Source organism: Curtobacterium sp. MCBD17_023, assembly GCF_003224415.1.
Classification (GTDB): Bacteria; Actinomycetota; Actinomycetes; order Actinomycetales; family Microbacteriaceae; genus Curtobacterium.
Genome location: NZ_QKLJ01000003.1, coordinates 131,889 through 143,583, shown reverse-complemented (window position 1 = coordinate 143,583; position 11,695 = coordinate 131,889). Strand labels below are relative to the sequence as shown.

The following is an 11,695-nucleotide window of genomic DNA, read 5'->3' as shown; positions in this document are numbered from 1 at the left end:
AATGCCCGTCCTGCAGGAGAGCCAGATCCGCATCCACACCGAGGACGCCGCGCCGACCAAGTCGGAGGCGATGAAGGAGGCGGCTGCGATCCTCCAGGACGCCGGTGCGGTCACCGCGGACTACTACCCCGCCATGCTCGAGCGCGAGAAGAGCGTCTCGACCTACATGGGCAACTTCCTGGCGATCCCGCACGGGACGAACGACGCGAAGGACGCCATCAAGGCGTCGGCGCTCTCGTTCGTCCGGTACGCCACCCCGATCGACTGGGACGGCAACGACGTCCGGTTCGTCGTGGGCATCGCGGGGGTCAACAACGAGCACCTCGACATCCTCAGCAAGATCGCCATCGTGTTCTCCGACGAGGACCAGGTCCAGGCCCTGACCGAGGCGCCCGACGCCGCGGCCGTCCTCGCGATCCTCGGTGAGGTCAACGAGTGAGCACCGCCGTCCACTTCGGCGCCGGCAACATCGGCCGCGGCTTCGTCGGCCTCCTGCTGCACCAGGCCGGCTACGAGGTCGTCTTCGCCGACGTCGCCGCACCGCTCATCGACGCCCTCGCCGCCGCCGACTCGTACACCGTGCACGAGGTCGGCGCAGGTGCGCAGGACCACGAGGTCACCGGCTTCCGCGCCGTGAACAGCGCGCAGGACGAGGCCGGCGTCGTCGCCGAGATCGCGACCGCCGACATCGTCACCTGCGCGGTCGGCCCGACCGTCCTCAAGTTCATCGCACCCGTCATCGCGAAGGGCCTGCAGGAGCGCTCCGTCGACGCCGCCCCGCTCGTCGTGATGGCGTGCGAGAACGCGATCAACGCGACGGACCGCCTCCGCGAGTTCATCGTCGCCGCCCTGCCCGAGGACGCGCGCGAGGGCGCGCTGGCCAAGGCCGTGTTCGCCAACACCGCCGTCGACCGGATCGTGCCCGCTCAGCCCGCGGACGGCGGCCTCGACGTCACCGTCGAGACCTACTTCGAGTGGGCCATCGACCGCACGCCGTTCGCCGGTGCCGAGCCGACGATCCCCGGCGCGCACTACGTCGACGGCCTCGCCGCCTCGATCGAGCGCAAGCTCTTCACCGTGAACACCGGCCACGCCACGGTCGCGTACCACGGCTTCCTCGCCGGCGCGGACAAGATCTCGGACGCCGTCGCCCTCCCGGCCGTGCGCTCGGCGCTGGAGGCTGTGCTCGCCGAGACGAGCGACCTGCTCGTCCGTCGGCACGAGCTCGACCCCGAGGTGCACCGCGCCTACGTCGAGGCGATCATCGCCCGCTTCGAGAACCCGCACCTGCCGGACACGGTCACCCGTGTCGGTCGGCAGCCCCTCCGGAAGCTCTCGCGCGACGAGCGCTTCGTCTCCCCGGCGGCGGCCCTGGCGGAGAACGGCTCCGAGCCGACCGCACTGCTCGACGCGATGGCAGCGGCGCTCCGCTTCGACGTCGCGGACGACGAGCAGAGCGTCGAACTCCAGGCACTGCTGCGGTCCGACCGGTCGGACGCCGACATCGCGTCCGAGATCACCGGTCTCGGCGGTGAACACCCGCTGCACGCGTCCTTCACCGGACGGGTCGGAGCGGCGCGCGCCTGAGCGCTCGCGACCACGAGACGGACGGGAGGCCCGGTACCAGCTGGTACCGGGCCTCCCGTCCGTCTCGGCATCGCCTGTCGACCGAGCGATCGGCGCCGAGTACCGTCGCGGCCATGACGAAGCAGTGGGTGGCGACGCGTCCCGGTGGCAGTGAGACCTTCGAACTGGTGGACGTCGCGGTGCCGGCGCCCGGTCCCGGTGAGGTGACCGTCAGCGTCCGGGCCGCCGGTGTGAACCCGGCCGATGCCAAGCACACCCAGGACGGCGACCCCGCCGACTTCCCGCTCCCGATCGGGTACGAGGTCGCGGGCGTCGTCACGGCGGTCGGGCCGGACACGGACATCGCCTCGGGCCCGGTCGCACCGGGCGACGAGGTCCTGGCGTTCCGGGTGCGGGGCGGATGGGCCGAGGCGGTCACCCTGCCGGCCCGTGACGTCTTCGCGAAGCCGCCCGCGATGAGGTTCGCGGAGGCCGCGAACCTGCTGCTCGCCGGCACGACCGCTGCGGACCTCATCCGGGTGACCGACGTCGCCGCCGGTGAGACCGTGCTCGTGCACGGAGCCTCCGGGGCCGTCGGCGTCAGCCTGCTGCAACAGCTCCGGATGCTCGGGGCGCGAGCGATCGGCACCGCCTCCGCCGCGAACACCGACACCGTCCGCCGCTCTGGCGGCGAGTGGGTCCCGTACGGCGACGGCCTGGAAGCGCGGGTCCGCGACCTCGCGCCGCATGGCGTCGACGTGGCCCTGGACTGCGTCGGTTCCGACGAGGCCGTCGACGTCTCGCTCGCGTTGGTCGCCGATCGGGCACGCATCGCGACGATCGCGGCCTTCACCCGCGCGCCGGACGCGGGCATCACGGCCATCGGCGGGTCGCAGCCGGAGAGTGCGGCCTTCCGCGACGCCGTCCGGCAGCGGCTCGTCGACCTGGCCGGTCGAGGGGAACTCGTCGTCCCGGTCGCCCGGACGTTCCCGCTCACCGAGGCACGCGCGGCGCTCGACCTGCTCGAGTCCGGGCACCCGGGCGGGAAGATCGCCCTCCTGCCCTGAAGTCGGTCGTCGTCGGACATCGAGCACTGGCACACTGGGTGCAGCGCGCCGGGCCAGCGTGCGGGGGAGTGGGGCGGCCGTGACCGACGTCGCGGAGGTCCAGCCTCCGCAGACCGCTGGACGCTTCCGGGCGTCTCGTCACCGTCTTCGGAAGGAACCCCGTGAGCGACCAGTACCCACCGCAGGACCCCTACGGCAAGCGACCCGGCGACGGGCAGTCCGACGGGCAGCCGCCGTACGGACAGGCCTCGGGCGGGCAGTCGCCGTACGGACAGCAGCCGTACGGGCAGGCCTCGGGCGGGCAGTCGCCGTACGGACAGCAGCCGTACGGGCAGCCCTCGGGTGGGCAGTCTCCGTACGGGCAGCAGCCGTACGGGCAGCCCTCGGGCGGGCAGTCGCCGTACGGGCAGCAGCCGTACGGGCAGCAGCCGTACGGATCTGGCCAGTACGGGCAGCAGCCGGCGCAGCAGCAGCCCTACGGGCAGCAGCCGGTGACGCAGGGTGAGCCGCCGCTCTGGGCGCCCTGGTACGGCATCCCGTTCCCCAAGGCCTTCACGCGGTTCTGGAAGAAGTACGTGCGCTTCGACGGCCGCGCCAGCCGGAGCGAGTTCTGGTTCTGGGCACTCTGGTGGGCGATCGGCAACATCGTCACGGGCACGATCGACACGGTCATCGGCGGGAGTGACTCCAACGTGGTCGGTGGCCTCTGGGCGCTCGCGACGCTCGTCGGCTTCATCGCGCTGACGGTGCGACGCCTGCACGACGTCAACATGTCGGGCCTGCTCGCCCTGCTGTTCATCATCCCGCCGGTGGGCGCCGTCTTCGCGCTCGTCATCGGGCTCCTGCCGTCCGTACCCGCCGGCACACGGTTCGACGAGCCGCACCGCGGCTGACCACTTCCGATCATCGACACCCTGGGGGACCTCGTGACCGATCACCATCCCGTGCCGGACGCCGGCGGACAGCCCGGCAGCCAGCAGCCGTACGGGAAGCAGTCGTACGGCGAGCAGCCGTACGGCGAGCACCAGTACGGCCAGCCGCAGTACGGCCAGCCGCAGTACGGCCAGCAGACGCCGGGTGCAGCGGCTCCCGTCGGGCCGGACGGGCAGCCGCCGCTCTGGGCGCCCTGGTACGGCATCTCACTGCCGAAGGCCGTCGGCCGCTTCTTCCGGAAGTACGCGACCTTCAGCGGCCGTGCGAGCCGCAGCGAGTTCTGGTGGTGGACGCTCGTCACCGCCGTCGTCTCCACGGTGCTCACCGGCGGTGGATTCCTGCTCGCCGCCGCCCTCGCGTCGACCCGGACGGTCCAGACGGACTACGGCACCTACGAGGTGCAGAACCCGGCACCGCCGATCGCCTTCGTGTTCCTCATCGCCGGCCTGCTGTGGGCGCTCGCGACGCTCGTGCCGTCCCTCGCGCTCGGCTGGCGTCGGTTGCACGACGCGAACCTGTCGGGTGCACTGTGGATCATCGCGCTCTTCGTCGGGATCGTCGGCATCGTCTTCGGCGTCCTGCCCTCGAACCCCGAGGGCGCACGGTTCGACCGACCCGGGGACCGCTGAGCGCCACCTGGATGCGTCACGACGGCGCCCTCCATCCACGAAGAGGGCGCCGTCGTCGTGTCGGCGGTTGGCCGGGCGCCGCCAGCCCGTCCTCCCGCCTTGCTGACGCGGTCAAACGGGTCTTCCGGAAGTACGTCCGGTTCGACGGGCGTGCGAGTCGGAGCGAGTTCTGGTGGTGGTCCCTCGCCCAGACGATCGTCATCGGCGTGCTCTACGTCCTCATCGGCATCGGGGGAGCGACGTCGGACCTCCGGACAGACCCGGCCACGGGGACGACCTCCGGAACGCCGAACGCGCTCTACTGGATCGCCGCGGTGCTCCTGGGGCTCTACTCGCTCGCGTCGATCATCCCGAACCTGGCGGTCGCCTGGCGTCGGCTCCACGACGCGAACCTCGCGGGGCCCTTCTTCTTCTTCCTGTCGGTCATCCCGTTCTTCGGCGGGATCATCCTGATCGTGCTGACGATCCTGCCGTCGAAGCCGGAGGGGCAGCGGTTCGACCGCCCCGAGCGCGGCTGACGTCCACCACACGACGGAGCCCTCCTGCCCGATCGGGCAGGAGGGCTCCGTCGTGTGCCGAGCGGGTCAGACGACCCGGACCCGCGCGAGCGATCCGTCGACGACCAGGTCGCGGATCGTCGTCGCCGGGTCGGCGATCTCGAAGCGGAGCGCGCCGCCCGGCTGGTCGAACCACGGACGCACGAAGCGGACGGTCACGAGGAACGGGCGCTCGACCACGTAGCGGTGCACCTCGGGGGAGACCGTGGCGTGCGGCGGCAGGGACCGGGCGTGGAGCGGGGTCTCGATCGGGTGCAGCAGGTACCCGTCCGGGCCGCCGATGCGGTCCACCGGCACGCCGGCCGGGATCTGGATCGTCAGACCGGCGTCCCCGGTCGCCGCGACCTGCTGCGCCAGCTGCGGGTAGGTCGACGCCGACCGGTCACGCATCTGGTCGAGGTCGGACCGGCGGATGTCCCGCGCGTCCGGGAAGGGACGGTTCAGGAACCGGCGGAGCATCTCGACCGCGTCGTCCTCACCGCGTGCGGTGGCGAGCCGTCGTGCGGTGCCGTAGTCGACGACCTCGATGGCGAACGAGTCGGCGTCCGCGGGGACGATCCGCAGCGCACCCTCCACCGGCGGCTCGTGCAGGGTCTCCCCGGGGAGCTGCACGTACCGGACCGTGTAGCCGAGCTGATCGAGGATGGGCCGAGTGTCCGCGAACGTCATGAGCGGGAGCCTAGCGCGCCCGCCCATGACGTTCCTGGCGGAGTCGATCCGCTAGCCACGGCCGCGCATCACGGCCTGCTTGACCTCGGAGATCGCCTTCGTCACCTGGATCCCGCGGGGGCAGGCGTCGGTGCAGTTGAAGGTCGTCCGGCAGCGCCAGACGCCCTCCTTGTCGTTGAGGATGTCGAGGCGCACGTCGGCCGCGTCGTCCCGCGAGTCGAAGATGAAGCGGTGTGCGTTCACGATCGCGGCGGGCCCGAAGTACTGCCCGTCGGTCCAGAACACCGGGCACGAGGACGTGCAGGCGGCGCAGAGGATGCACTTCGTCGTGTCGTCGAACCGTGCGCGGTCGGCGACGGACTGGATGCGCTCCTTGCCCTTCTCCGGTGCGGACTTCGGCTGCAGGAACGGCTGGACCTCGCGGAAGGACGTGAAGAAGGGCTCCATGTCCACGATGAGGTCCTTCTCGAGCGGCAGACCCTTGATCGCCTCGACGTAGATCGGCTTCGAGATGTCGAGGTCCTTGATCAGGGTCTTGCACGCCAGACGGTTGCGCCCGTTGATCCGCATCGCGTCCGAGCCGCAGACGCCGTGCGCGCAGGAGCGTCGGAACGTCAGCGATCCGTCCTGCTCCCACTTGATCTTGTGCAGCGCGTCGAGGATGCGGTCGGTCGGCAGCATCATGACGTCGAAGTCCTGCCAGCGCGGCTCGTCGTCCACGTCCGGGTCGAAGCGGCGGACGATCACCGTGACGGAGAACGATCCGGGAGGCGCGTCCTGCACGGTGTCGGTGCGGGGTGCGTCGGAGACCAGGGTGTCGGTCATCTCAGTACTTCCTCTCCATCGGCTCGTAGCGCGTCATGACGACGGGCTTCCAGTCGAGCGTGATGTGGTCGTCGGCGAGTGACGAGTGCGGATCGCCCGTCAGGTACGCCATGGTGTGCTGCATGTAGTTCTCGTCGTCGCGCTTCGGGTAGTCGTCGCGCATGTGCCCGCCGCGGGACTCCTTGCGGTTCCGGGCGGAGTACACGACGACCTCGGCCAGGTCGAGCAGGAAGCCGAGCTCGACGGCCTCGAGCAGGTCGGTGTTGAAGCGCTTGCCCTTGTCCTGCACGGACACCTGCATGAACCGGTTGCGGAGCGTGTGGATCGTCTCGGTGACCCGTGCGAGCGACTCGTCGGTCCGGAACACCTGCGCGTTCTTGTCCATCTCCTCCTGCAGCTCCTTGCGGAGCACGGAGACGCGTTCCGTCCCGGTGGAGGCCCGGAGCTGCTCGAGCATGCCGCGCACGTTCGCCGCGGGGTCCTCGGGCAGCGGCAGGAACTCGGCGGTCTGCACGTACTCGGCGGCGTTGTTGCCCGAGCGCTTGCCGAACACGTTGATGTCGAGCAGCGAGTTCGTGCCGAGACGGTTCGACCCGTGCACCGAGACGCAGGCGCACTCACCCGCGGCGTAGAGGCCCGGGACGACCGTGGTGTTGTCGGCGAGGACCTCGGCCTTGACGTTCGTCGGGATGCCGCCCATCGCGTAGTGCGCCGTCGGCATCACCGGCACGGGTTCGACGACCGGGTCGACGCCCAGGTAGGTCCGGGCGAACTCGGTGATGTCCGGCAGCTTCGTCTCGAGCACCTCGGCACCCAGGTGGGTGCAGTCGAGCAGCACGTAGTCCTTGTTCGGGCCGGCGCCGCGCCCCTCGGCGACCTCCTGCACCATGCACCGGGCGACGATGTCACGCGGCGCGAGGTCCTTGATCGTCGGTGCGTACCGCTCCATGAACCGCTCGCCGGAGGCGTTGCGGAGGATCGCGCCCTCGCCGCGGGCGCCCTCGGTGAGCAGGATGCCGAGCCCGGCCAGCCCGGTCGGGTGGAACTGGAAGAACTCCATGTCCTCGAGCGGCAGGCCGGTGCGCCACACGATGCCGACGCCGTCGCCGGTCAGCGTGTGCGCGTTCGACGTGGTCTTGAACATCTTGCCGAAGCCGCCGGTCGCGAAGATCATCGCCTTCGCGTGGAACACGTGCAGCTCGCCCGTCGAGAGCTCGAAGGCGACGACGCCGGCGGGCTGCTTGCGCGTGACCCCGTCGTCCCCGACGACGTCGACCATGATGAGGTCGAGTGCGTAGAACTCGTTGTGGAACTCGACACCGAGCTTCACGCAGTTCTGGAAGAGCGTCTGCAGGATCATGTGGCCGGTGCGGTCGGCCGCGTAGCAGGCGCGGCGCACCGGTGCCTTGCCGTGGTCACGCGTGTGACCGCCGAAGCGGCGCTGGTCGATCTTGCCCTCGGGCGTGCGGTTGAACGGCAGACCCATGTTCTCGAGGTCGATGACCGCGTCGATCGCCTCCTTCGCCAGGATCTCGGCAGCGTCCTGGTCCACCAGGTAGTCGCCGCCCTTGATCGTGTCGAAGGTGTGCCACTCCCACGAGTCCTCTTCGACGTTCGCGAGCGCTGCCGCCATGCCGCCCTGCGCCGCGCCCGTGTGGGAGCGCGTCGGGTAGAGCTTCGAGATGACCGCGGTCTTCGCCTTCGGCCCGGCCTCGATGGCGGCTCGCATGCCGGCGCCTCCCGCGCCGATGATGACGATGTCGTACTGGTGGTGGTGAACGGTGATGTCGGTCACAGGGGTCTTTCGATCAGGAGGTGGAGCGTGCGGGACGTCGTGCGCGAGGCGTCGCTACTGCGCGGGGCAGAACGACGGCAGGTCCGCGGCGGCGGCGCCGGCGGGGCACGGGTCGAAGGTCCAGCACACGAGCGTGCCGAGGACGATCAGGAGCACGCAGGCGAGGAGCACCGCGCCGAGCAGGGTCTTGCGGACGCCGGGCTTGGCCACGTAGTCGTTGATGATCGTCCGCATGCCGTTCGACCCGTGGACGAGCGCGAGCCAGAGCATCGCGGTGTCCCAGATCCGCCAGAACGGGCTCGCCCACTTGCCGGCGACGAAGGCGAAGTCGATCTGCTTGACGCCCTCGCCGGCGACCATGTTGACGAAGAGGTGGCCGAAGATGAGCACGACGAGCAGGACGCCCGACGCGCGCATGTAGATCCAGCCCCACTTCTCCCAGTTGGTGGTGCGGCGGGCAGCGTCGGCGCTGCGGGGCGGAGCGATGGTCTCGGTGGTCATGACGGAGCCCTCAGTTGAAGTCGGCGACGAGGTTCATGAGCTGGCGCGGCAGGAAGCCCGCGATCGCCACGGCCCAGAGCACGAGGACGACCCAGAACATGGCCCGCTGGTACTTCGGACCCTTCGACCAGAAGTCGATGAGGATGATCCGCAGCCCGTTGAACGCGTGGAACACGATGGCGCCGACGAGGGCGATCTCGCCGAGGTTCATCAGCGGCGTCTTGTACGTGCCGATCACGGCGTTGTACGCCTCGGGGGAGAGCCGGACCAGTGCCGTGTCGAGGATGTGCACGAGCAGGAAGAAGTAGATGGCGACGCCGGTGATCCGGTGCAGGACCCAGGACCACATCCCGATGCTCCCGCGGTACAGCGTTCCCTGCGGGACACGCGTCCGAGGTGCGTCGATCGACGTACCGTCGATGGTCACCTGCGGTGCGGCTGTCGCCGTCCCGCCTGCGGTCTGCTCGGCCATGAGCTCGCCTTCCCGTAGGGCCGGCGCACCGATCGGCGCGCCGTTGCCGTCGTGTTCGTGTGGAACACCTCCATCCTACGTCCGAGCACCGACCTTCTCGTTCCACCCCGTCCGGGCGGTGCGCGTGGGGGCCGGGGGAGCGCCGATCGTGCGGGCCGTCTCGTGGTGCGCGAGCAGTTCGTCGCCGACCGCCTCCCACGTGGTGCCCTCGACGCGGAGGCGGCCGGCGGACCCCATCCGCTCGGCCAGCGCCCGGTCGGCGTGGAGCCGGGCGACCGCGGCGCGCAGGGCCAGCGGGGCATCCGGGTCGTAGAGCTCGCCGTCGAGCCCGGGGGCGACGAGGTCGAGCGGTCCGCCGGAGGCCGGGGCGACGACCGGCAGGCCGGCCGCGTGGGCCTCCTGCAGTGTCTGCCCGAACGTCTCCGCCGCACCCGTGTGCACGAAGACGTCGAGCATCGCGTAGGCGTCGGCCAGGTCGGCACCGCGCAGCGGCCCGGTGAACGTCACGTCCAGGTGACGGAGTCGACGCTCGAGGAACGGCCGGGAGGGTCCCCCTCCTGCGACCACGACCCGGATGCCCGGCATGCCGCCGAGTTCGGCGAGCCGCTCGACCTCCTTCTCCGGTGCCAGCCGTCCCACGTAGCCGACGATGGTCTCGCCGCGCGGCGCGATGCGGCGGCGCATCGCGCGGACGTGGGCAGACGTCCGGCGAGCGGGGTGGAACAGCGCCGTGTCGACGCCCCGGCCCCATCGGGCGACCCGCGGCACGCCCTCCTCGGCGAGCATCGCCGCGGTCGCGGAGGACGGCGCGAGCGTCAGCGAGGCGCCGGCGTGGATCCGCCCGAGGACCCGGCGGACCAGCGGGGCGGCCGCGGAGAGGCCGTTGCGGCGGGCGAACCCGGCCACGTCGGTCTGGAAGACGGCGACGGAGGGGATGCCGAGCCTCCCGGCCGCCGTGATCGCGCGGCCCCCCAGCAGGAAGGGACTGGCTGCGTGGAGCACGTCGGCGCCGGAGGCGGCGAGGATGGTGTCGAGGACCGGGTGCGGGAGTGCGACGGGGAACTGCCGGTACGCGACCGCGGGGATGCGGTGGACGTCGAACCCGAGGTGCCGCTCCTGTTCCGACCGCGACCGCCAGGCGGCGAGACCCGGGGTGTCCGGGGCGATGACCACCGCCCGGTGGCCGCGTCGGCGGAGGTGTTCGAGCACCGCGAGGACGCTCGTGGTGACGCCGTTGAGGGTGGGCAGGAAGCTCTCGGTCACGACGGCCACGGTCCGGGGGGACTCGGTGCCTCGCTCCACGCTGCGTGCGTTCATGGCACGGCCCATGTTCCGGGCGGCGCGTGGACGAGCGGGGGGTGCGACGTGAACGCGGCGCACGCGAGGGGTGAACAGACCGTGCGTCGCCCCGGGCAGCCGTCCACGACACGTCCAGGTCGCACGCAGCTGCTTCCCCGGGCCGCCGGTACGGTGGGCGCGTGACGGACGCACTCGACGACTTCTACGCGATCATCCCGGCCGGCGGCATCGGCTCCCGCCTGTGGCCGCTCTCGCGCGCCGACGCCCCCAAGTTCCTGCACGACCTGACCGGTTCCGGTTCCTCGCTGCTGCGACAGACCTGGGACCGCCTGGCGCCGCTCGCGGGACCGGACCGGATCATGGTCGTCACCGGGCGGGCGCACCGTGCCGCCGTCGAGTCCCAGCTCCCCGGCGTCCCGGACCACAACGTCGTGCTCGAGAGCGAACCGAAGGACTCCACCGCGGCGATCGGCCTCGCCGCGGCGATCCTGCACCGTCGTGAGCCGGACGTCGTGATCGGCTCCTTCGCCGCCGACCACGTCATCGGTGACGCCCGCGGGTTCCGCCGGTCCGTGCGCGAGGCCGTCGCGGCCGCCCGGGCCGGGTACATCACCACGATCGGCATCACGCCCTCCGAGCCCGCGATCGGCTTCGGGTACATCCACGCCGCTGACGACGCCCTCGGCGCCGACGGTGCACCGACCGCACACGCTGTCCGGTCCTTCGTCGAGAAGCCCGACCTCGCGACCGCGGAGGCGTACCTGCGGAACGGCTCGTACCTGTGGAACGCCGGCATGTTCATCGCCCGCGCCGACGTGCTGCTCGCCGAGATCGGACGCACCGAGCCGGAGCTGCTGGCGGGCATCGCGGAACTCGCGGCCGCCTGGGACACCCCGGCCCGCGGTGTCGTCGTCGACCGGATCTGGCCGGGGCTGAAGAAGATCGCGATCGACTACACCGTCGCGGAGCCCGCAGCCGCGGCAGGGCGGATGGCGGTCGTGCCGGGCGACTTCGACTGGGACGACGTGGGCGACTTCGCCTCGCTCGCCAAGCTCCAGTCGGGCGGGCGGAAGAACAACCTCGCGGTGCTCGGCGACAACGCCCGCATCCTGGCCGACTCCGCGAGCGGCATCGTCGTGTCGCAGAGCAACCGGCTCATCTCGCTGATCGGCGTCGAGGACATCGTCGTCGTCGACACCCCGGACGCGTTGCTCGTGACCACGAGTGCGAACGCGCAGCGGGTCAAGGGCGTGGTGGACGCGCTGAAGATCAGCGGGCGGGACGACGTGCTCTGACGAGCGGGGTGCGATGGCCCGGGTTGGGGCGACCGGACGGGGGAGCGGCGGTATCGTCGTCTCGGGGGAACTGCGAGCGGGGGAGCG

At 71.1% G+C, this 11,695-nt stretch carries 13 protein-coding genes; 7 read left to right on the top strand and 6 right to left on the bottom strand.

Annotated features, from left to right (window positions below):
* Position 1: 1 nt before the first annotated feature.
* The 6 genes from DEI84_RS05420 (at position 2) to DEI84_RS05395 (ending at position 4,713) form a co-directional block, all read left to right on the top strand.
* Complete coding sequence (locus tag DEI84_RS05420) at positions 2 to 439, top strand: PTS sugar transporter subunit IIA (protein WP_110824566.1); 438 nt, start codon at positions 2 to 4, stop codon at positions 437 to 439.
* Entirely contained in the window at positions 436 to 1,587 is a 1,152-nt protein-coding gene (locus DEI84_RS05415) for a mannitol-1-phosphate 5-dehydrogenase (RefSeq protein ID WP_110889978.1), read from the top strand. The genes DEI84_RS05420 and DEI84_RS05415 overlap by 4 nt, the downstream gene beginning before the upstream one ends.
* 113 nt (positions 1,588 to 1,700) lie before the next feature.
* Entirely contained in the window at positions 1,701 to 2,633 is a 933-nt protein-coding gene (locus tag DEI84_RS05410) for an NADP-dependent oxidoreductase (RefSeq protein ID WP_110889977.1), read from the top strand.
* 161 nt (positions 2,634 to 2,794) lie between these two features.
* Positions 2,795 to 3,526 carry a DUF805 domain-containing protein gene (locus DEI84_RS16010; RefSeq protein ID WP_309146381.1) on the top strand — a complete coding sequence of 244 codons (732 nt, stop codon included), beginning with the start codon at positions 2,795 to 2,797 and terminating at the stop codon, positions 3,524 to 3,526.
* A gap of 33 nt (positions 3,527 to 3,559) precedes the next feature.
* Positions 3,560 to 4,195 carry a DUF805 domain-containing protein gene (locus tag DEI84_RS05400; RefSeq protein ID WP_258371701.1) on the top strand — a complete coding sequence of 212 codons (636 nt, stop codon included), beginning with the start codon at positions 3,560 to 3,562 and terminating at the stop codon, positions 4,193 to 4,195.
* A gap of 11 nt (positions 4,196 to 4,206) precedes the next feature.
* Positions 4,207 to 4,713: a DUF805 domain-containing protein gene (locus DEI84_RS05395; RefSeq protein WP_110889975.1), complete on the top strand. Its 507-nt coding sequence runs from the start codon at positions 4,207 to 4,209 to the stop codon at positions 4,711 to 4,713.
* A 66-nt stretch (positions 4,714 to 4,779) separates the two neighbouring features.
* Here the strand turns inward: DEI84_RS05395 and DEI84_RS05390 are convergent, their stop codons facing one another.
* The 6 genes from DEI84_RS05390 to DEI84_RS05365 all read right to left on the bottom strand — a co-directional run bounded on the left by DEI84_RS05390 (position 4,780) and on the right by DEI84_RS05365 (position 10,277).
* Positions 4,780 to 5,421 (bottom strand): TNT domain-containing protein, encoded by a 642-nt coding sequence (locus DEI84_RS05390; RefSeq protein ID WP_181419565.1) that lies wholly within the window; start codon positions 5,419 to 5,421, stop codon positions 4,780 to 4,782.
* A 51-nt stretch (positions 5,422 to 5,472) separates the two neighbouring features.
* Positions 5,473 to 6,246 (bottom strand): succinate dehydrogenase iron-sulfur subunit, encoded by a 774-nt coding sequence (locus DEI84_RS05385; RefSeq protein WP_110824560.1) that lies wholly within the window; start codon positions 6,244 to 6,246, stop codon positions 5,473 to 5,475.
* Between the two features lies 1 nt (position 6,247).
* Positions 6,248 to 8,041, bottom strand: a complete 1,794-nt coding sequence (sdhA, locus tag DEI84_RS05380; RefSeq protein ID WP_110824559.1) for a succinate dehydrogenase flavoprotein subunit — start codon at positions 8,039 to 8,041, stop codon at positions 6,248 to 6,250.
* A gap of 54 nt (positions 8,042 to 8,095) precedes the next feature.
* A complete protein-coding gene (sdhD, locus tag DEI84_RS05375; protein ID WP_110889974.1) occupies positions 8,096 to 8,542 on the bottom strand; it encodes a succinate dehydrogenase, hydrophobic membrane anchor protein in 447 nt (148 codons plus the stop codon).
* 10 nt (positions 8,543 to 8,552) lie between these two features.
* Positions 8,553 to 9,014, bottom strand: coding sequence for a succinate dehydrogenase, cytochrome b556 subunit (sdhC, locus tag DEI84_RS05370; protein WP_110889973.1), 462 nt, complete (start codon positions 9,012 to 9,014; stop codon positions 8,553 to 8,555).
* A gap of 75 nt (positions 9,015 to 9,089) precedes the next feature.
* Entirely contained in the window at positions 9,090 to 10,277 is a 1,188-nt protein-coding gene (locus DEI84_RS05365; protein ID WP_309146380.1) for a glycosyltransferase family 1 protein, read from the bottom strand.
* Positions 10,278 to 10,492: 215 nt separating this feature from the next.
* Here DEI84_RS05365 and DEI84_RS05360 point away from each other — a divergent pair, with 215 nt between their 5' ends.
* Entirely contained in the window at positions 10,493 to 11,608 is a 1,116-nt protein-coding gene (locus tag DEI84_RS05360) for a mannose-1-phosphate guanylyltransferase (protein ID WP_110889971.1), read from the top strand.
* The last annotated feature ends 87 nt before the right edge of the window (positions 11,609 to 11,695 follow it).